Genomic DNA, 19,559 nt, shown 5'->3' with positions numbered 1-19,559 from the left:
CCCCTGTTGCGCGACATGGCCGTCGCTGCCAAGCTCTCGGTCCATGTCGGCGAGGGAGGGGACGCCATGCGCATCGACGGGGCCTGCCACTGCGGCACCATCCGGTTCGAGGCCGAGGTGGAGGAGGGCGAGGTCCACCTCTGCCACTGCACCGACTGCCAGAGCCTCACCGGCACCGCCTTCCGCACCTCCGTCCCCGCCCGGCGTGGCACCCTCCGCTTCACCGCCGGCGAACCCAAGGTCTACGTCAAGACCGCCGCCAATGGCCGACACCTCGCCCAGCACTTCTGCAGCACCTGCGGCTCGCCTCTCATGGTCCGCTACGAGGACGACCCCGACGGCTGGAGCCTCCGCTGGGGCGCCATCCGCCAGCGCGACGCGCTGCAGCCCTCGCTCTCCATCTGGCTCCACTCGGCGGCGCCGTGGCTGGACCGCATCCCGGACCTTCCCGGCCACGACCGCGACTGACCCCCTCGCCCTTGCGATGGGCCCGCTCCGGCGCTAACACCCGCCGGAACTGCGAGGGACCCCATGGCCATCGACACCGACACCGCCCGACGCGTGGCGCATCTCGCCCGCATCCGCGTCGAGGAGGAGCGCCTGCCCGCCCTCGCGCGGGAGTTCGACGCGATCCTCGGCTTCATCGAGCAGCTGAACGAGGTGGACGTCGAGGGCGTGGAGCCCATGACTTCCGTCACCCCCATGCGCCTCAAGCGCCGGCAGGACGTCGTCACCGACGGCAACCAGCAGGACAAGGTCCTCCTGAACGCTCCCGACGCCCGCGAGGGCTTCTTCGCCGTGCCCAAGGTGGTCGAATGACGGACCTGACCAAGCTGACCGTGGCCGAGGCCCGCGACGGCCTCCGCGCCAAGACCTTCACCGCGCCCGAGCTGGCCGAGGCCTACCTCGCCGCCATCGACCAGGCCGACGCGCTCAACGCCTACGTCCACAAGACGCCCGAGATCGCCCGGAGCCAAGCCGGCTTCGCGCAGACCCGCCTCAACGCCGGGATGTCGCCCGACCTCTGCGGCATCCCGCTGGGCATCAAGGACCTCTTCTGCACCGAGGGCGTGCCCTCCCAGGCCGCCTCGCGCATCCTAGCGGGCTTCAAGCCGCCCTACGAGTCCACCGTGACCACCCAGCTCCACAAGCAGGGCGCCGTCATGCTGGGCAAGCTCAACATGGACGAGTTCGCGATGGGTTCGTCCAACGAGACCTCGTGCTACGGCAACGCCGTGAACCCCTGGCGGCGCGGCAACGACGGGGCGGCGCTGACCCCCGGCGGCTCCTCGGGGGGCTCGGCGGCGGCGGTGGCGGCCGACCTTTGCGCGGCGGCGACGGGGACAGACACCGGCGGCTCGATCCGCCAGCCCGCAGCCTTCGTCGGAATCACCGGGATCAAGCCCACCTACGGCCGCGTGAGCCGCTGGGGCATCATCGCCTTCGCCTCTTCGCTCGACCAGGCGGGGCCGATGACCAAGGACGTGCGCGACGCCGCGATCATGCTCCGCGCCATGTCCGGCCACGACCCCAAGGACTCGACCTCGGCCGACATTCCCGTCCCCGACTTCGAGGCGATGCTCACCGGCGACATCCGGGGCAAGGTCATCGGCATCCCGCGCGAATACCGCATGGACGGGATGCCCGAGGAGATCGAGGCGCTCTGGGCCAAGGGCCGCGAGATGCTCCAGGACGCGGGCGCCGAGATCCGGGACATCTCGCTCCCGCACACCAAGTACGCGCTGCCCTGCTACTACGTGATCGCCCCGCCGAGGCGTCCTCCAACCTCGCCCGCTACGACGGCGTCCGCTTCGGCCACCGTGCCAAGCTCGCCCAAGGCGACGGCATCACCGACATGTACGAGAAGACCCGCGCCGAGGGCTTCGGCCCCGAGGTCCAGCGCCGCATCATGGTCGGGACCTACGTCCTCTCGGCCGGCTTCTACGACGCCTATTACAACCGCGCCCGCAAGGTCCGCACCCTCATCAAGCGCGACTTCGAGCTGGCCTTCGCGGACGGCATCGACGCCATCCTGACGCCCGCCACGCCCTCGGCGGCCTTCGGACTGGGCGAGATGGCCAACGCCGACCCGGTGCAGATGTACCTCAACGACGTCTTCACCGTGACCGTGAACCTCGCTGGGCTTCCCGGCATCTCGGTCCCGGCGGGGCTCGACAGGCAGGGGCTCCCGCTCGGGCTCCAGCTCATCGGGCGACCGTGGGAGGAAGGCGACCTCCTGAATGTCGCATACTCACTGGAACGTGCAGCCGGGTTCTTGGCAAAGCCGGCAAAGTGGTGGTAGGGGCGCCCGCTGCCATGGAGGGACACATGCGCGGACTGATGGTTCTGGGGACGTTGGGGCTTCTGCTGGCCGGCTGCGCGCAGCCCGCGCCGCCGAGCCAGGGCGTCGGATTCGGCGACTACGGCAGCTACCAGCGCGAGGCTGAGCTGACCGGCGCGGCGCCGACGGGCTTCGCCGCCCCCGGAACGGTGGCGACCTCGCCCTACGGCATGGCCACACCGACCTCTCCGGCACCCGTGCCGCCCGGCGGCATCCCAAGCTCGGCCCTCAGCGCCGCCGGGATCGGCGTGGCGCCGGTGTCGAGCGGCCCGATCGGCGCGCCGCTTCCCGGCGTCTCCTCCGCCGCGCCCTACCCGGGCGTCTCGTCGGCCGCACCCGTGGCCGGCGCTCCGGCGCCGACCTCGGGGGCCTTCACCTCCTCCGTGCCGCTCCCCGCCGCCCCCGCGCCCGCCGGCAACGGCCTCGTCAGCGTCGCCTCGAGCGGCGTGGCCGGCGACGTCAACGTGATGCGCGCCACCGGCCTCGAAGCCTCGCCCAGCAACGCCGCGCCAACCCTCGTCGGCACGGTCCCCGGCAACACCGGCGGCATCTCGGACGAGCAGGACTTCCAGGCCGTCTCCTCGCGCGAATCGATCGAATCCGACGCGGCCCGGCGCGCGCAGCAGGCCGCGCAATATCAGGTCCTGCAGCCGCAGGCCCTGCCGGCGCCGCCCGCCGACACCGGCCCGAACATCGTCCAATATGCCCTGAGCGCGCCGAACTCGGTCGGCCAGCCCTGGTATTCGCGCTTCGTCCTCTTCGCCCGCGAGGGCCGGGCCGAACGGAACTGCGCCAAGTACCGCACCGCCGACGAGGCGCAGCGCGACTTCCTGGCCCGAGGCGGGCCGGACAAGGACTCCCTGGGCCTCGACCCCGACGGGGATGGCTTCGCCTGCGCCTGGGACCCCGCGCCGTTCCGCGCGGCCGTGGGTCGGGGCTGAGCCTCTCCCCCAACCACGGCGAGCGTCGGGGCGGCGTCCGTCCCGACCTCGTGGTGATCCACTACACCGCGATGGCCACGGCCAGGGAATCGCTGGAGCGGCTCTGCGACCCCGTGGCCGAGGTTTCGGCCCACTACCTCATTGCCGAGGACGGAGAGGTCATGTCCCTCGTCCCCGAGGAGCGGCGCGCCTGGCACGCCGGCGCGGGTCGGTGGGGCGAGGTCACGGACGTCAACTCCCGCTCGATCGGCATCGAGCTCCAGAATCGGGGCACGCATCCCTACGCGCACCCGCAGATGCTCGCGCTGGAGCGGTTGGTAGGCGACATACTGGCCCGATGGTCCATCCCGCCCGAGCGGGTCATCGGCCATTCCGACATGGCCCCCACGCGCAAGGCCGACCCAGGCCCGCGCTTCGACTGGCGGCGCCTCGCCCGCGCCGGCCTCTCGGTCTGGCCAGAGGAGGGAGAGGGCGACCCGCAGGACCTCCTCCCCGCGCTCCGTTCCTTTGGCTACGATCCTGCGCTCCCGCCGGACCTCCTGCTGCGGGCCTTCCGCCTGCGTTTCCGGCCATGGGCCGAGGGGCCGGTCTCGCCCCGGGACGCCGGCGCCGCGCTCGACCTCGCTCGCCGCTTCCCGGTTGACCACCGGGCGTCGGCCGCCTAGATCGGCCCGGCGCGGATGGCTGGATGACCGCGGGGGCCAAAGGGGCGACCCTGGGCCCACGAGGAAAGTCCGGACTCCGGAAAGCACGGTGCCGGGTAACGCCCGGCCGGGGAAACCCGAGGGAAAGCGCCACAGAGAACAGACTACCCCGACCTGGTCGGGGAAAAGGTGAAACGGTGGGGCAAGAGCCCACCGCGGGACGGGCAACCGGACCGGCACGGCAAGCCCCACCGGGAGCAATGCCAAATAGGGGTTCCGCGCCGCAAGGCAGGGATGCTTCAGCCCGAGGAACCCGGGTTGGCAGCTAGAGGTCCGTCGGCAACGGCGGATCGAGAGGAATGGTCATCCAGGGGGCTTCGGCCCCCGGACAGAATCCGGCTTACAGGCCGTCCGCGCGCCTCTCGCCGCCTTTGGCGGGTTGACACCAACGCCCTTGCCGCTAGAAGGCGGGCTTCATCCGAGATTCACGCGGGCCACCTCCCGCGACGGGAGAGACGCACATGGCCAAGCCGACCACCATCAAGATCCGCCTCAACTCCTCGGCGGGCACCGGGCACTTCTACGTCACCAAGAGGAACGCCCGCACCATGACCGAGAAGATGACGGTCCGTAAGTACGACCCCGTCGTGCGCAAGCACGTCGAGTACAAGGAAGGCAAGATCAAGTAACCCGTCCTTCGGGTTCGATCTGACGGGGGTCGCGTGTGCCGCACGCGGCCCCTTCGTCCGTTCGGGGGGACCCATGCTGACCGTCCGCCGCGCCACGCCTGACGACATCGGCGCCGTGGACGCGCTGCTCGGGCGGTCCTACGGGCCGCAGCTCAGGGCCGACTATCCTCCCTCCACGCTGGTCCTCGCGCTTCCCCGCATGGCGCGGGCGCAGCCAAGGCTAATTGCCTCGGGGCGCTACTTCCTGGCCGAGGAGGAGGGGCGGCTTCTCGGAGCCGGCGGCTGGTCGCCCGAGCCGCCCTCCGGCGGTCCCGTGGTGCCTGGCCTGGGCCATGTCCGCCATGTCGCCACCGACGCGAGGGTCGCGCGGCAGGGGGTCGGGCGGGCGGTCATGGAGCAGGTGATGCTGGACGCGCGCGAGGCCGGGGCGCAGCGGCTCTCCTCGCTCTCCACCCTGACCGCCGTGCGCTTCTACGAGGCCTTGGGCTTCCGGCCCCTGCGCCCGATCCTGCTCCGCTTCGGTGGTGCCGACTTCCCGGCCGTCGAGATGGAGCGGGACCTATGAAATAAGAAAAAGGGCCGGCGTCTCCGCCGGCCCCCTGGTCGATCCTGTCACGCTCCGGTCAGCTCCGGCGGTCGCCCATGAACTGCAGCAGGAACATGAAGAGGTTGATGAAGTCGAGGTAGAGCTGCAGCGCGCCCATCACGGCCGCCTTGCCCAGCCACTCCGAGTCGCCTTGCGTGGCGTGGGCCACGTAGGTCCCCTTGATGGTCTGGGTATCGTAGGCCGTCAGGCCCGCGAAGATCAGCACGCCGATGGCCGAGATCGCGAAGCTCATCGCCGGGGAGGCCAGGAAGATGTTCACGATCATCGCGACGACGAGACCGATCAGGCCCATCATCAGGAAGGTGCCCATCGCGCTCAGGTCGCGCTTGGTCGTGTAGCCGTAGAGCGACAGGCCCGCGAAGGCGATCGCGGTGACGAGGAAGACCTGCGCGATCGAGGTGCCCGTGAACACGAGGAAGATCGAGCTCAGCGAGGCGCCCATCGCGAGGGCATAGACGTAGAAGAAGACCTGCGCCGCCGCGGCGGACATCCGGTTCAGCGCGGCCGAGAAGGCGAAGACCATCACCAGCGGCAGGAACATCACGACCCACTTCAGCGGCGAGGCGTAGAGCGCGTAGCCGAAGTTGGTCAGGTATTCGTTGGCGCCGATCTGCGCGGCCGCGCCCGTCGGATCGCTCGTGACCGACAGCCCGGCGATCGCCCAGGCGGCGGCCCCCGTGATCAGCATGCCGACGGACATCGTGCCGTAGACCCGATTCATGTAGGCGCGAAGCCCTTCGTCGATCCGCGCGGCTTGGGTGCCGGCCGTGCGCGCGCGGATCGTGGTGTAGTCAGCCATGGAACCCTCCGAGTTGCCTCAGGGACGCCGTGTGGCCTACGGCGCCCTCGCGGCTGCATATTGGAAGAGGGGTCGGGCTTTTCAAGACAAGATCCAGAGCTGCTGAATTTAGCGCAGCCAATGGGCCGGCGCATTCCAGACCGGCTTTTCGGCTTCGCGCCGCGCCTCGGCCGCGGTCAGGCCGATGTCGCGCAGGAGATGATCCTCGAGTTCGCCCAGACGGCGGCGCGAACGTCCGAGGGACATGAGGCCCACGAACCGGCCGAGAGGCCGGAGGCCCCCCGTCCGGTGGGAGCCGTGGGTCGTCGAAAGAGCACGTTCCATGATCGTTTCCTCCAATAGCCGGGCTTCAATTTCGTGATGACCGGGGTCTCCGTCATTCCGATGCTTGATAAATGAGCCTCCGCGGGACATAAGTGAAATGAATGTTGGATGGGTAAGTCATCAGGAGATGTGATATGCCCCGCAACCTCGACCTGGCCTCCCTCCGCTCGCTGGTGACGGTCGCGGATACCGGCAGCGTGACCAAGGCCGCGGGCCTCGTGCACCTGACGCAGTCGGCGGTCTCCATGCAGCTCAAGAGGCTCGAGGAGACCCTGGGGTTGGAGCTTCTCGACCGGACGGGGCGCGGCGTGTCGCTGACGCCCTGCGGCGAGCTCCTGGTGGGCTATGCCCGGCGGATGCTGTCGATCAACGACGAAGCCTGGCGGCGGCTCTCGGCCCGGGACGAGGCGGGGGAGATCGTGCTCGGTGTGCCCTTCGACATCGTCTATCCGGCGGTGCCGCAGGTCCTGCGCCGATTCGCCCGGGACTACCCGCGCGTGAAGGTGAACCTGCTGTCCGACTACACCCGGATGCTCCAGGCCGGCTTCGAGAAGGGGGAGATCGACGTGATCCTCACCACCGAGGACGGCCCTCGGCCGGGCGCCGAGACCCTGGTGGTGAGCCCCCTCATCTGGGTCGGCGCGCCCGGCGGCGTGGCCTGGCAGTCCTCGCCGCTCCGAATCGCCTTCTGCCGGGACTGCATCTTCCGCCAGCCCGTGCAGAAGCGGCTCGACGAGGTCGGCATCCCCTGGGAGATGGCCATCGAGAGCAGCTCGGACCAGATGGTCTATGCCACGGTCAGCGCCGACCTCGCCATCCACGCGGCGATCGCGGGACACGAGCCCTACTCCTCGGAGCGGATCGACCACGGCGGCGTGCTGCCCGAGCTCTGGTCGGTCCACATCAACCTCTATTCCCGCGACTCGGGCGCAAGCCCCGCGCAGAAGGACCTCGTGGAGCTGATCCGGCGGGAGTTCGGCGGTTCGGTCTCCTCCCCCGCGCGGAGCGGGGCGGAGATGGCGAGGGCGGTGCCCGCCTGACGGGTCCCAGGATCGCTAAGGGTAAGGAAAATCCCACCTGTTCAACCTATCCGTGTTCCGATATATCCGAGGCATCGGAACGCAAACTGACCGAAGCCTGTTCTACCCGGGGGTGGGGCGACCCCTTACAAGGTCCGGCGCGGCTGCGACGAAATGGAACCACGTAAGGAAGCGCAACATGAAGCATCCCGTCGACGTGCATGTGGGCAAACGCATCCGCCATCGGCGCTGGACGCTTGGCACGACTCAGCAGCAACTGGCTGACAAGGTCGGGATCAAGTTCCAGCAGATCCAGAAGTACGAAACCGGCGCGAATCGGGTCAGCGCCTCCCGGCTCTGGGACATCGCCGGCGCGCTAAACGTGCCGGTCTCCTTCTTCTTCGAGGGGATGGACAGCCGGGCCCCCGTCGATGGCAACCTGGTCGCCGACATGCCCGACGACCTCCTCTCGGACCGCGAGGCGCTGGAGCTCCTGCGCTCCTACTACGCGATCCCCGAGACGCAGCGCCGCCGGCTCTTCGACCTCGCTCGTGTCCTGAGCGACGCCGCCTGACTTGACCCGGTGCCCCGGGCCGCGATACCGCCCCGGCGATCCCGGGAGCGGAGCGGCCTGATGCGCGACACCCTGAGCCCCGACACGCGGGCCCACCTGATCCGGACGGCCCAGGCCCTCGCCGACGCGGCCCGGCCCGAGACGCTCCGCCATTTCCGCACGGGGATCGCTTCCGATGACAAGGGCCCCGGCCCGGGGGGGCGGTTCGACCCCGTGACCGAGGCGGATCGCGCCGCAGAGCGGGCCATGCGGGCCGTCCTGGCACGGGAGAGGCCCCAGGACGGCATCCTGGGGGAGGAATACGGGACGCTGGACGGCACCTCCGGCCTGACTTGGGTGCTGGATCCCATAGATGGCACGCGCGGCTATATCAGCGGGACACCGACCTGGGGCGTCCTCGTCGCCGTCTCCGACGCCGAGGGGCCGCTCTACGGCATCATCGACCAGCCCTACATCGGAGAGCGGTTCTTCGGCGGCTTGGGCGAGGCCTCGGTCACGGGGCCGCTGGGGACCGCCCGCCTGCGCACCGCCCCGGCGCGTCCGCTCGCCGGGGCCACGATCCTCACCACCTTCCCCGAGATCGGCACCGAGGAGGAGCATCGGGCCTTTCGCCGCGTGGCCGACCAGGCGCGTCTCGTGCGCTACGGCATGGACTGCTACGGCTACGCGCTGCTCGCGGCGGGGCAGGTGGACCTGGTGATCGAGGCCGGACTCCAGCCCTACGACGTGCAGGCCCCCATCGCCGTCGTGACGGCGGCGGGCGGGATCGCGACCGGTTGGGACGGCCGGCCCGCCCACGGGGGTGGACGCCTCCTGGCAGCGGCCAATGCCGAAATCCATGCCGCCGCGATGGAACTGCTGGCGGGGTCCTGACGGGTCCGGCAGCCGGCCTGCCGTTTCCGCCTTTCGGGATTGTGGCCAAGAGGGCCCCACCAAGCCGACCCGGCGTGAGTCCAGTCGCAGGGAAATCACCCTAGCGAGCATTGCGGCTGCTGACGTCCGGCCAAGGCTCCCCAGAGGTCGCACCCGATTCGCGTTCACGCGCGGAGCGCCCGGACTTACGCAGGATATCCCGATCGGAAGTTCAAGACGAAGGCGGTCCAGCGTTCGACGGCTCCAGGCCGATCAACCCCGAGCCAGCGGAGTTCGGTCGGAAGTCCGCAGCTTCCGGCAAGGCGTCGCCGATTCGGTGTCGTCCCCCGATTTCAAGCGGGAGGGCATCCCGGCCTCCCGCGGAAACTCGCCTGTTGGTTGAGCGGAAACACGCTGTTGCCGTTTTGCGGAGGCGGTCGGCCAATGGAATGACAAAATCCTGCTGGCTACTGCTCTCGTGGGACAGCCAAGCGAGCAGTTCGATGCGACTTATTCCGGCCCTTCTTGCGGCCTTTCTCCTCTCGGGTGGGCTCCTTGCCGCGCCGTCGTCCGGCTCGGCCGAGGCGCTCTGGATGGCGTCCTCCTCCTCGGGCGGGTTCGGCGCGGCACTGAACCAGTTCCGCGCCAACTACGGCCTCGGCGGGCTGAGCGAGAGCCGAGTCCTCTCGTCGGCAGCGCAGGCCTATGCCGAGGACATGGCGCGCGGGGATGACTTCTCCCACACCGGCCGCGATGGCTCGAACGTCGTCGTGCGGGCCCGAGCCGCCGGCTGCCAGGGACAGGGCTACTTCGCCGAGAACATCGCCTGGGGCCAGCGCAGCGCGCAGGATGCCTTCAACGGCTGGGCGACCTCGTCAGGCCACCGCGCCAACATGCTGGGCCGCAACTACGGCGTCTTCGGCCTGGGCGAGTCGCAGGGCTTCTGGGTCCTGATGTTCGCGGACGGCTGCTGAGCCCGTCTCAGGCGGGGCGCGCCATAGGCCGTCCCGCTACCCAGGTCGCCCGGATCGCGCGATCGTCGCCCATCATGATGGTGGGGAACACCGCCTGCCACAGGTCCTCGGCCCGCTTGGCCCGCTGCGCGACGGCGGGCGTCGAGGCGAGGTCCAGGACCACGAGGTCCGCGTCCGCCCCGGGCCTCAGGCTCCCGATGGTGCCGTCGAGATGCAGGGCCCGCGCGCTCGCCTCGGTGGCGAGCCAGAGGAGCTGGGCCGGGTGGATCGCCTGCCCCCGCAGTTGCGCGACCTCGTAGGCGGCGGCCATCGTCCGCAGCATCGAGAAGAACGACCCGCCCCCCGTGTCGGTGGCGAGGCCCACCGGGATGCCCCGTCCCTTGAGGCCCGCGAGGTCGAAGAGCCCCGAGCCGATGAAGGTGTTCGAGGTCGGGCAGTGGACCACGGCCGCCCCGACCTCCCGCAGCCGGTCGATCTCGCGCGGCTCGAGGTGGATCGAGTGGCCGTAGAGCCCCCGAGCGCCGAGAAGGCCGTGGGATTCGTAGGTGTCGAGGTAGTCCCGCGCCTCGGGATAGAGGCCCCGGACCCAGGCCACCTCGTCCACCTGCTCGCTCAGATGAGTCTGCATCAGACAGGTGGGATTCCCGGCCCAAAGGGCCCCGAGCGCCTCGAGTTGCGCCGGCGTGGACGTGGGCGAGAAGCGGGGCGTGATGGCGTAGGTCGCACGGCCTCGGCCATGCCACCGGGCGATCAGCGCCGCGCTCTCGTCGTGGGCGGCCCGAGCGGTGTCCCGCAGCCCCTCGGGCGCGGTGTCGCGGTCCATGCAGGTCTTGCCCGCCACGACCCGCATTTCCCGCGCCTGCGCCGCCTCGAAGAAGGCGTCCACGCTTTCGGGATGGATCGTGCAGAAGGAGCAGAGCGTCGTCGTCCCGTGGGCCAGCGCGAGGTCGAGCGTCCGGCCCGCCACCTCCGCCGCGTAGGCTGGATCCCGGAACCGCATCTCCTCGGGGAAGGTGTAGGTGTTCAGCCAGTCGATCAGCCGCTTGCCCCAGGAGGCGATGATGCCCGTCTGGGGATAGTGCATGTGGGCGTCCACGAAGCCCGGCAGGATCAGGTCACGGCCGTAGTTCGCCACCGGAACGCCGGGATTCGCGGCCTGCAGGGCGTTCCCGTCCCCCACCGCCTCGATGCGACCGTCCCGGACGAGGACGCCGCCGCTCTCGTGGTGCTCCACGCAGTCCTCCCAGGGCCGGGAGAAGGGGTCGCCGGTGAAGGCAAGGGTCTGGCCGAGGAGAAGATGCGTGGTCATGCCCGCACCTTAGGGGTCCCGCGCGGGCGCTGCAAACCGGCCGTCCCCCGTTGCCCCCGCACCGAAAATCGCTAGGGTCCGCCGCGTCGGCAGCATGGGGGCAGGGGGGAATGGACGACCGATCCGACATCGCTCCCCCGCCGCCCGAGGACGAGGAGGACGAGTTCGGCCTCGACCCCCGCCTCGTGGACGAGGCGCTCGATGCCCGTGGGGGCGGGGGATGCCGCCCCGGCTCGATGCTCTGCTCGATCCCCTGCACGCCGCCGACATCGCCGACCTCCTCGAGCAGATCGGCCCGAACCAGCGGCGTGACCTCCTCGCGCTCTGGAAGGGCGGCGTGGATGGGGACATCCTGTCCGAGCTCGATGAGTCCCTGCGCGAGGAGGTCATCGAGGGCCTCTCGCCCGGCGAGCTGGCCCTCGCGGTGCAGGACCTCGAGACCGACGACGTCGTCGACCTCGTGGAGGATCTCGATGCCGAGGGGCAGGCCGAGGTGCTGGCCGCGCTGCCTGCCGCCGATCGGATCGCCGTCGAGAAGGCGCTGGCCTACCCCGAGGACTCGGCCGGCCGCCTCATGCAGTCCGAGGTGGTGCGCGCGCCCTCGCATTGGACCGTGGGCGACGCCATCGACTTCCTGCGCTCGGGGATCACGCTTCCCGACCAGTTCTACCACGTCGTGCTGGTCGATCCGCGCCTCAAGCCCGTGGGCTACGTCACGCTGGGGCGCATCCTGTCGTCCCGGCGCGACGTGAGGCTGCGGGACATCACCGAGGACAGCTTCCGCACCTTCCATGTCGAAGACGACCAGGGCGACGTCGCGCGCGCCTTCGAGAGGTATCACCTGATCTCGGCCCCCGTGGTGGACGACGACGACCGGCTCGTGGGCGTCGTGACCATCGACGATGCCATGACCGTGCTCGACGAGGAGCACGAGGAGGACATCCTGCGCCTCGCCGGCGTGGGAGAGGGCGCGCTGTCGGACCCGGTGCTGGCCACCGCGCGCCAGCGCATCCCCTGGCTCATCGTGAACCTCGGCACGGCGGGCCTCTCGGCGCTGGTGATCTCGCGCTTCGCGGGGACGATCCAGGCGCTGGTGGCGCTGGCCGTGCTCATGCCCATCGTGGCCTCCATGGGCGGCAACGCGGGGACGCAGTCGCTGACCGTCGCCGTGCGGGCGCTGGCCACGCGGGACCTCACGCGGTCGAACGCCTGGCGAGTGATCCGGCGCGAGGCGCTGGTGGGGCTTCTGAACGGGGTGGCCCTCGCCGCGTTCCTGGGCCTTGCCACGATGCTGCTCTTCGGCTCGGTGGACCTGGGTGCCGTCATCGCGGTCGCGCTGGTAGTGAACCTCCTGGTGGCGTCGCTCGCGGGGACCTTCATCCCGCTGGTTCTCGAACGGCTGGGCGTGGACCCGGCGCTCGCCTCGGGGACCTTCGTGACGACCATGACCGACGTGACGGGCTTCTTCGTATTCCTGGGACTGGCTACGGTGGTGCTGCTGTGAAGGACCTTGCCGACATCAAGGCGGAGGCGCGCGCCCGCGCCTTCGCGCGCCGCCAGGCGGCGTGGGAGAGGGGGCATCCCGCTCCCGCCGCCCTCCTCATGGAGGTGCTCGCACCCCATTGGGGCCGCCCCCTGTCCGGTTACCTCCCCATGCGGAGCGAGATCGACCCGCTCCCCGCCATGGCCGAGGCCGCGCGCCATGGGCCGGTGGGCGTGCCCGTCACGCCGAAGCGTGGCCACCCGCTGAGCTTCCGCCAGTGGACGCCGGAGAGCGTGATGGTGGACGGGGGCTTCGGGACGAGCATCCCGGAGTCGGGGAACTGGATCGTGCCGGAGGTGCTGATCGTTCCGCTCGTCGCCTTCGACAGGGACGGCGGGCGGCTGGGCTACGGCGGCGGGTTCTACGACCGGACGCTCGCCCTGCTGCGCGCAGCGGGGCCGGTGACGGCGATCGGCTTCGCCTGGGCGGCGCAGGAGGACGACGGCCTTCCCCTCGAGGAGACGGATGCCCATCTCGACCTGATCGTGACCGAATCGGAGGTCATCCGGCCCTGACCTGGTCCCTGGGGCGCACGGCCCGCTTGCCACCGTCGCGCCAGGCCCCTAAGCACCTTGGCCATGAGGCTTCTGTTCCTGGGCGACGTCATGGGCCGCGCAGGCCGCTCCGCGGTCGCCGAGCGGCTCCCCGCGCTGCGGGCCGAGTGGCGGCTCGACTTCGTGGTGGTCAATGGCGAGAACGCCTCGGGCGGCATGGGGCTGACGCCCGAGCACGCGCGGGCGCTCCTGGCTGCCGGGGCCGACGTGCTGACCTTGGGCGACCATGCCTTCGACCAGAAGGACATGCTCCAGTTCATCGAGCAGGAGCCACGGGTGATCCGGCCCCTCAACTACGCCAAGGGGGCGCCGGGGCGTGGGCATCGGGTCTACGACGTGCCGGGCGGGCGCAAGGTGCTCGTGGCGCAGGTCCTGGGGCAGGTCTTCATGAAGCGGCCTTTCGACGATCCATTCTCGGCCGTGGACGCCGTGCTGCGGGCGCATCCCCGGGGCGGCCTCGTGCAGGCGAGCCTCGTCGACATGCACGCCGAGGCCACCAGCGAGAAGATGGCCATGGGCCACTTCTGCGACGGGCGGGCCAGCATCGTCGTGGGGACCCACACCCATGTGCCGACCGCCGACGTGGTGATCCACGCGAACGGCACCGCCTACCAGACCGACGCCGGGATGTGCGGCGACTACGACTCGGTCATCGGGATGCAGAAGGAGGAGCCCATGCGCCGGTTCATCACCGGCATGGGCCGCGACCGCTTCACCCCCGCCTTGGGCGAGGCGACCCTTTCGGGCCTCTATGTCGAGACCGAGGACCGGACGGGCCGCGCCACCCGCGCCGTTCCCGTCCGCGTCGGCGGTCGCCTTCCCGAGGCGCGACCCTGACCTCCGCCCGTCCTTGCCTGTCATGAGGTCCTGAATGTTCGGACTCGCCGTCCCGGCGGAGATGCAGCCCTGGGCCGCCATCGCCATCATGCTGCTGATGTTCCTGGCCTTCATGTGGGAGAAGTTCCCCGTCGAGGTCGTGGCCATCGTCGGCGCGGCGGCGCTGGTGGTCACCGGCGTGCTGCCGACGGACGGCGTGCTCGACGTCTTCTCGAACAGCGCGCCCTGGACCATCGTCGCCATGCTGATCCTGGTGGGCGCATTGGTGCGGACCGGGGGGCTCGATTTCATCGGCGGCTATGCCGCCCGCCATGTCCAGGAGAGGCCGAGGCTCACCCTGGGACTGATCTGCGCGGGGATCGTGGCCACCTCCGCCTTCGTCAACAACACGCCCATCGTGGTGGTGATGCTGCCGGTCTTCATCCAGCTCTCGCGACAGATGAGCGTCGCCCCGTCCAAGCTGATGATCCCGCTGAGCTACCTCACCCTGCTCGGCGGCTGCGTCACGCTGATCGGGACCTCGACGAACCTCGTGGTGGCGGGGGTCGCGGCCGACGCGGGGCTCGAGCCCTTCCACATCTTCGAGATGTCGCCGGTGGGCATTCCGGTGGCCATCGCCGGGATGCTCTACCTCGCGCTGCTCGGCCCCAAGCTCCTGCCCGAGCGCAAGAGCATGACCGACTTCCTGACCGACCGCTCGCGGATGCGCTACTTCACCGAGGTCGTGATCCCGGAGGAGAGCAACCTCGTCGGGCGCGAGGTGCTGGGCGTGCAGCTCTTCCAGCGCGAGGGGGTGCGGCTCATCGACGTGATCCGGGGCGATGCCTCGCTCCGCCGCGACTTCGAGCACGTGACGCTCCAGGCGGGCGACCGCGTGGTGCTGCGGACCGCGATGACCGAGCTCCTGACGCTCCAGCGCGACAAGTCCCTGCGGCGGGTGGACCAGCTCTCCTCGGTGCCGACCTCGACCGTGGAGGCGCTGATCGCGGCCGATTGCCGGATGGTCGGGCGGCGCCTGGGCGACCTGCGCCTGCGCCGCCGTTACGGGGTCTATCCGCTCGCCGTCCATCGCCGCGACAAGAACTTCGGCAGCCAGCTCGACGACGTGGTGATCCGGCCCGGGGACACGCTCCTCCTCGAGGGCGCATCCGAGGACATCCAGCGGCTGGCGCAGGACATGAACCTCGTCGACATCGCGCATCCGACGCAGCGCGCCTACCGGCGCAATCATGCGCCCATCGTGATCGCGGTCATGGCCACGGTCGTGCTCCTGTCGGCCTTCGAGGTCGCGCCCATCGAGATCCTGGCCTTCCTCGGCGTGGCGGTCGTGCTCGTGACCGGCTGCATCGACTCGGACGAGGCTTTCGGCTTCATCGACGGCCAGCTCCTCGCCATGCTCTTCGCAATGCTCGCGGTGGGGGAGGGGCTGGAGCAGTCGGGGCGGTGGAGCTGATCGTGAACGGCGTGGCGCCCTGGATGCAGGGCTGGAACCCGGTGCTGACGATCTTCGCGATCTACGCGCTCTGCTCGCTGCTGACCGAGCTTCTGAGCAACAACGCCGTGGCGGTGGTGGTGACGCCGGTGGCGATCGGCTTGGCCAAGACCCTCGGGCTCGACCCCCGGCCGGTGCTGATCGCGGTGATGATGGGCGCGTCCTTCGGCTTCGCGACGCCCATCGGCTATCAGTGCAACCTGCTGGTCTACGGTCCGGGCGGCTACAAGTTCTCGGACTTCCTCAAGGTCGGCATCCCGCTCAACGTCCTCGCGGGGGTGGTGGCGAGCCTCGTGATCCCGCTGATCTGGAGCCTTTGAGCCCCCACCCTTGCCCCCCTGGCGGGGCTTGGGATACAGGGGCGCGATCATTCGCACACTCGGGAGACGACGCCCATGGCCGGCCATTCCAAATGGGCCAACATCCAGCACCGCAAGGGCAAGCAGGACGCGATCCGCTCGCGCCTGTTCTCCAAGCTCGCCAAGGAGATCACCGTCGCGGCCAAGATGGGGGACCCGGACCCCGAGAAGAACCCGCGCCTGCGCCTGGCGGTCAAGGAGGCCCGCGCCAGCTCCATGCCCCGTGACGTGATCGACCGCGCGATCAAGAAGTCGCAGGGCGGCGACGCGGGAGATTACGAGAACATCCGCTACGAGGGCTACGGTCCCGGCGGCGTGGCCGTGATCGTCGAGGCGCTGACCGACAACCGCAATCGCACCGCGTCGAACGTCCGCAGCACCTTCGGCAAGAACGGCGGCAACCTGGGCGAGACCAACTCGGTCTCCTTCCAGTTCGAGCGCAAGGGCGAGATCTTCTACAAGCCCGAAGCCGGCGATGCCGACACGGTGATGATAGCGGCGCTGGAGGCCGGGGCCGAGGACGTCGAGACCGACGAGGAAGGCCACTGGATCACCACCGGCGAGGACGACCTCGGCACCGTCTCTGCGGCGCTGGAGCAGTCCCTGGGCGAGAGCGAGACGGCCAAGTTCGTCTGGCGGCCCAAGGTGACGACGCCCATCGAGGGCGAGGCCTTCGACAAGCTCATGCGCCTCGTCGAGGTCCTCGAGGAGGACGACGACGTGCAGTCGGTGACGACCAACATGGAGGCGTCCGAGGACGTCATGGCGGCCTACGCCGCCTCGTGACGCCGGTCGCCGGGCCTTGGCCCGGCGCGCGTCTCAGGCCCGGGGGTCGAGCAGCCGGGCCAGCACTCCGTCCGAGGTGACGTGGCCCAGCACGGCCCCATCCTCGCGCACCGCGAGGGGGCCGCTCTTGAGCTGGACCATGACGCTGCGGATGTCGGCGTCGGGCGCGATCTCGCCCTGCGGGAGCTGGCCGTTCGGCGCCACCATGACGTCGCGGGCGCGCAGGACGCCGAGCGGGTTCATGTGCGCCACGAAGTCGGCGACGTAGGGCGTGGCCGGCGCGCGGAAGATGTCGCGGGGCGTGCCGCACTGGACGATCCGCCCGCCCTCCATGATGGCGATCCGGTTGCCGAGCTTGAAGGCCTCGTCGAGGTCGTGGCTCACGAAGATGATCGTCCGGCCCCGCCTGGCCTGCAGCGCCAGGAGCTCGTCCTGCAGGCGGTTGCGGATGAGGGGGTCGAGCGCCGAGAAGGGCTCGTCCATCAGCAGGACCGGGGCGTCGGTGGCGAAGGCGCGGGCGAGGCCCACGCGCTGCTGCATCCCGCCCGAGAGCTCGCCCACCAGGGCGTCGGCCCGCTCGGCGAGGTTGACGAGCCTGAGCTCCTCCTCGACGCGGGCCATGCGCTCGGCCTTGGTCTGGCCGCGCAGCTCCAGCCCAAGGCCGACGTTGTCGCGCACCGTCCGCCAGGGCAGCAGGCCGAACTGCTGGAAGACCATGGCAACGGTCCGCTGCCGGATATTGCGGAGCGTGACGGGGTCGGCCTTGGTGACGGAGGCGAGCTTGCCGTCGGTGCGGACCCGGACGTCGCCCCGGACCACCGGATTGAGGCCGTTCACGGCGCGCAGCAGCGTGGACTTGCCCGAGCCCGAGAGGCCCATGAGCACGAGGATCTCGCCCTCGGCCACCTCCAGCGAGCATTCGTGGACGCCTAGGACCTGGCCGGTCTGGCGCTGGATGTCGGAGCGGCTCTCGCCCCGGTCCATGAGGGGCAGCGCGCGCTCGGGGTGGTCGCCGAAGACGATGTTGACGTGGTCGAAGACGACGGCGGGGTCGGGGACGTGGGTCTGTTCCATCATTGGTGCCCGAACCTCAGCATCCGGTCGAGGACGATGGCCACGACGACGATGACGAACCCGGACTCGAAGCCGAGTTCGGAGTTGACGGTGCCCAGCGCGCGGACGACCGGGGTGCCGAGGCCCGCCGCGCCGACCAGCGCCGCGATCACCACCATGGAGAGCGACAGCATGATCGTCTGGTTGAGGCCCGCCATGATCTGCGGGAGGGCGTAGGGCAATTCGACCTTCCAGAGCTTCTGGCGCGGCGTGGCCCCGAAGGCCTCGGCCGCCTCGAGGAGGGACTGCGGCGTCGAGGCGATGCCGAGCCGGGTGAGGCGGATCGGCGCGGGCAGCACGAAGATGACGGTCGCCACCAGCGCCGGCACGGCCTTGAGGCCGAAGAGCACGATGGCCGGGATCAGGTAGACGAAGCTCGGCAGCGTCTGCATGAGGTCGAGGATCGGCTGCATCCAGGTGTAGAGCCAGGGCCGGTGCGCGGCGGCGATGCCGAGCGGGACGCCCACCCCCATGCAGACCACGCAGGAGGCGAGCACCAGCGCCAGGGTCTGCGTCGTCGCCTCCCAGTAGCCCTGGTTCAGGATGTAGAGGAGGCCGAGCAGGACGAGGAGGCAGGTCTTCCAGGAGCGCTGGAGAAGCCAGGTGATCGCCACGAAGATGGCGATGAGGAGAAGGGGGTGCGGGAGCTGCAGGAGCCACTCGACCGCGTCCACGAAGGCCTGGACCGCCGCCTTGACCGGGCGGACGACGCCGCGCCCGTTGGTCTGGATCCAGTCGAAGAGGTCGGCCGCCCATCGGCCCACGGGGATCTTGGTCGTCAGCCAGTCCATGCGCACCCTCCAGGGCGGGCGGCCCCCGGATCGACCGGGGGCCGCGCCGGGATCAGAGGCCCAGGGCCGACTTCACGGCCGCGAGGCCATCGCCGCCGTCCACCGTGGTCACGCCGTCGAGCCAGGGGTCGATGGTCTCGGGGTGGGCGACCAGCCAGTCCTTGACGGCGGTGTCGGGGTCCTTCCCCTCGTCGAGGATGGCGCCCATCATCTCGTTCTCCATGGGCAGCGTGAAGTGCATGTTGGTCAGGAGCTTGGCCACGTTCGGGCAATCGGCCGCGAAGCCCTTGCGGGTCACGGTGTAGACGTTGCCCTGGCCGCCGAAGAAGTCCTCGCCGCCTTCCAGGTACTTGAGCGGGAAGTTGGAGTTCATCGGGTGCGGCTCCCAGCCGAGGAAGACGACCGGCGCCTCGGACTCGACCGCGCTCTTGACCTGGGCGAGCATCCCCTGCTCGGAGCTTTCCACGATGGTGAAGCCCTCAAGGGTCCCGCCGGCCTCGGTCAGGCCGATGAGGTAGGTGTTGGCCTCGTTGCCGGGCTCGATGCCGTAGATCTCGCTGTTCAGCGCGTCCTTGAACTTGGGCAGGTCCTCGTAGGTGTGGAGGCCCTGGTCGTAGAGATAGGCGGGCACCGCGAGGTTGTACTTGGTGCCTTCGAGGTTCATGCCCAGCGTCTCGATTGAGCCCTCGTCGAGGTAGCTCTGGATGGCGGCGGTCTGCGAGGGCATCCAGTTGCCGAGGAACACGTCGATGTCGCCGGTCGAGAGCGCCTCGAAGGTGACGGGCACGCCCAGGACCTGCACGTCCACGTCGTAGCCGAGAGCCTCCAGCACCTGCTTGGCGGCCGAGGTGGTGGAGGTGATGTCGGTCCAGCCCACGTCCGAGAGGCTGACGGAGGTGCAGGCCTCCTGAGCCAGGGCCGGGGCGGCCACGGCAAGGAGCGCGAGGGCGCTCAGGCTCGTGCGCAGGGTCATCGATGGTGTCTCCCTATGGGCGCGGGGGCGTCGCCCCG

At 70.0% G+C, this 19,559-nt stretch carries 21 protein-coding genes, 1 other RNA gene and 2 pseudogenes; 18 read left to right on the top strand and 6 right to left on the bottom strand.

Annotated elements, in window-relative coordinates:
• The first annotated feature begins 15 nt into the window (after positions 1 to 15).
• From RUMESO_RS05160 to RUMESO_RS05130, 9 genes and pseudogenes are all read left to right on the top strand, one after another.
• Positions 16 to 468, top strand: a complete 453-nt coding sequence (locus RUMESO_RS05160) for a GFA family protein (protein ID WP_211262784.1) — start codon at positions 16 to 18, stop codon at positions 466 to 468.
• A 63-nt stretch (positions 469 to 531) separates the two neighbouring features.
• On the top strand, positions 532 to 819 hold the full coding sequence (gene gatC / locus RUMESO_RS05155; protein WP_037278604.1) for an Asp-tRNA(Asn)/Glu-tRNA(Gln) amidotransferase subunit GatC: 288 nt from the start codon (positions 532 to 534) through the stop codon (positions 817 to 819).
• Positions 816 to 1,808: pseudogene (locus RUMESO_RS05150) on the top strand (amidase); the annotation flags it as partial. The gene gatC and the pseudogene RUMESO_RS05150, both read left to right, overlap by 4 nt.
• A gap of 101 nt (positions 1,809 to 1,909) precedes the next feature.
• A complete protein-coding gene (locus RUMESO_RS26830; protein ID WP_425414870.1) occupies positions 1,910 to 2,302 on the top strand; it encodes an amidase family protein in 393 nt (130 codons plus the stop codon).
• Positions 2,303 to 2,328: 26 nt separating this feature from the next.
• Entirely contained in the window at positions 2,329 to 3,282 is a 954-nt protein-coding gene (locus RUMESO_RS05145) for a hypothetical protein (RefSeq protein WP_037278602.1), read from the top strand.
• Positions 3,279 to 3,947 (top strand): N-acetylmuramoyl-L-alanine amidase, encoded by a 669-nt coding sequence (locus RUMESO_RS05140; RefSeq protein WP_082483367.1) that lies wholly within the window; start codon positions 3,279 to 3,281, stop codon positions 3,945 to 3,947. Before RUMESO_RS05145 ends, RUMESO_RS05140 begins: the two co-directional genes overlap by 4 nt.
• Positions 3,948 to 3,958: 11 nt before the next feature.
• Positions 3,959 to 4,345: RNase P RNA component class A (gene rnpB / locus RUMESO_RS05385), an RNA gene on the top strand.
• Between the two features lie 102 nt (positions 4,346 to 4,447).
• A complete protein-coding gene (gene rpmG, locus RUMESO_RS05135) occupies positions 4,448 to 4,615 on the top strand; it encodes a 50S ribosomal protein L33 (RefSeq protein WP_037278601.1) in 168 nt (55 codons plus the stop codon).
• 73 nt (positions 4,616 to 4,688) lie between these two features.
• Positions 4,689 to 5,180 carry a GNAT family N-acetyltransferase gene (locus RUMESO_RS05130; RefSeq protein ID WP_037278600.1) on the top strand — a complete coding sequence of 164 codons (492 nt, stop codon included), beginning with the start codon at positions 4,689 to 4,691 and terminating at the stop codon, positions 5,178 to 5,180.
• Positions 5,181 to 5,238: 58 nt separating this feature from the next.
• Here the strand turns inward: RUMESO_RS05130 and RUMESO_RS05125 are convergent, their stop codons facing one another.
• Together RUMESO_RS05125 and RUMESO_RS05120 are read right to left on the bottom strand one after the other, a co-directional pair.
• Positions 5,239 to 6,021, bottom strand: a complete 783-nt coding sequence (locus tag RUMESO_RS05125; RefSeq protein ID WP_037278599.1) for a Bax inhibitor-1/YccA family protein — start codon at positions 6,019 to 6,021, stop codon at positions 5,239 to 5,241.
• Between the two features lie 108 nt (positions 6,022 to 6,129).
• Complete coding sequence (locus RUMESO_RS05120; RefSeq protein ID WP_037278598.1) at positions 6,130 to 6,345, bottom strand: DUF1127 domain-containing protein; 216 nt, start codon at positions 6,343 to 6,345, stop codon at positions 6,130 to 6,132.
• A gap of 134 nt (positions 6,346 to 6,479) precedes the next feature.
• Between RUMESO_RS05120 and RUMESO_RS05115 the strand changes: the two genes are divergently transcribed.
• From RUMESO_RS05115 to RUMESO_RS05100, 4 genes are all read left to right on the top strand, one after another.
• A complete protein-coding gene (locus tag RUMESO_RS05115) occupies positions 6,480 to 7,385 on the top strand; it encodes a LysR family transcriptional regulator (protein WP_037278596.1) in 906 nt (301 codons plus the stop codon).
• Positions 7,386 to 7,563: 178 nt separating this feature from the next.
• Positions 7,564 to 7,938 (top strand): helix-turn-helix domain-containing protein, encoded by a 375-nt coding sequence (locus RUMESO_RS05110; RefSeq protein WP_037278594.1) that lies wholly within the window; start codon positions 7,564 to 7,566, stop codon positions 7,936 to 7,938.
• A gap of 60 nt (positions 7,939 to 7,998) precedes the next feature.
• Entirely contained in the window at positions 7,999 to 8,811 is an 813-nt protein-coding gene (locus RUMESO_RS05105) for an inositol monophosphatase family protein (protein WP_037278593.1), read from the top strand.
• A 482-nt stretch (positions 8,812 to 9,293) separates the two neighbouring features.
• Entirely contained in the window at positions 9,294 to 9,764 is a 471-nt protein-coding gene (locus tag RUMESO_RS05100; protein ID WP_051521040.1) for a CAP domain-containing protein, read from the top strand.
• A 7-nt stretch (positions 9,765 to 9,771) separates the two neighbouring features.
• Here RUMESO_RS05100 and guaD read toward each other — a convergent pair whose 3' ends face one another.
• A complete protein-coding gene (guaD, locus tag RUMESO_RS05095; protein ID WP_037278592.1) occupies positions 9,772 to 11,073 on the bottom strand; it encodes a guanine deaminase in 1,302 nt (433 codons plus the stop codon).
• A gap of 220 nt (positions 11,074 to 11,293) precedes the next feature.
• Here guaD and mgtE point away from each other — a divergent pair, with 220 nt between their 5' ends.
• From mgtE to RUMESO_RS05070, 5 genes and pseudogenes are all read left to right on the top strand, one after another.
• Positions 11,294 to 12,577 carry a magnesium transporter gene (mgtE, locus tag RUMESO_RS05090; RefSeq protein WP_245639153.1) on the top strand — a complete coding sequence of 428 codons (1,284 nt, stop codon included), beginning with the start codon at positions 11,294 to 11,296 and terminating at the stop codon, positions 12,575 to 12,577.
• Positions 12,574 to 13,131 (top strand): 5-formyltetrahydrofolate cyclo-ligase, encoded by a 558-nt coding sequence (locus RUMESO_RS05085; protein ID WP_037278590.1) that lies wholly within the window; start codon positions 12,574 to 12,576, stop codon positions 13,129 to 13,131. The genes mgtE and RUMESO_RS05085 overlap by 4 nt, the downstream gene beginning before the upstream one ends.
• Positions 13,132 to 13,194: 63 nt before the next feature.
• Complete coding sequence (locus RUMESO_RS05080; RefSeq protein WP_037278589.1) at positions 13,195 to 14,007, top strand: TIGR00282 family metallophosphoesterase; 813 nt, start codon at positions 13,195 to 13,197, stop codon at positions 14,005 to 14,007.
• A 34-nt stretch (positions 14,008 to 14,041) separates the two neighbouring features.
• Positions 14,042 to 15,819, top strand: a pseudogene (locus RUMESO_RS05075) (SLC13 family permease).
• Positions 15,820 to 15,894: 75 nt separating this feature from the next.
• Entirely contained in the window at positions 15,895 to 16,644 is a 750-nt protein-coding gene (locus tag RUMESO_RS05070; RefSeq protein ID WP_037278588.1) for a YebC/PmpR family DNA-binding transcriptional regulator, read from the top strand.
• 33 nt (positions 16,645 to 16,677) lie between these two features.
• Here the strand turns inward: RUMESO_RS05070 and choV are convergent, their stop codons facing one another.
• From choV to choX, 3 genes are read right to left on the bottom strand one after another with little or no spacing between them, the layout of a single operon-like run.
• Positions 16,678 to 17,721: a choline ABC transporter ATP-binding protein gene (choV, locus tag RUMESO_RS05065; RefSeq protein WP_245639152.1), complete on the bottom strand. Its 1,044-nt coding sequence runs from the start codon at positions 17,719 to 17,721 to the stop codon at positions 16,678 to 16,680.
• Positions 17,718 to 18,548 (bottom strand): choline ABC transporter permease subunit, encoded by an 831-nt coding sequence (choW, locus tag RUMESO_RS05060; RefSeq protein ID WP_037278587.1) that lies wholly within the window; start codon positions 18,546 to 18,548, stop codon positions 17,718 to 17,720. The genes choV and choW overlap by 4 nt, the downstream gene beginning before the upstream one ends.
• Before the next feature lie 52 nt (positions 18,549 to 18,600).
• Complete coding sequence (gene choX, locus RUMESO_RS05055; RefSeq protein WP_037278586.1) at positions 18,601 to 19,521, bottom strand: choline ABC transporter substrate-binding protein; 921 nt, start codon at positions 19,519 to 19,521, stop codon at positions 18,601 to 18,603.
• Between the last annotated feature and the right edge of the window lie 38 nt (positions 19,522 to 19,559).

The organism is Rubellimicrobium mesophilum DSM 19309 (assembly GCF_000600335.2).
GTDB lineage: Bacteria > Pseudomonadota > Alphaproteobacteria > Rhodobacterales > Rhodobacteraceae > Rubellimicrobium > Rubellimicrobium mesophilum.
Note: the sequence above shows the minus strand (reverse complement) of the source record. Positions and strands in the feature narration are given on the sequence as shown.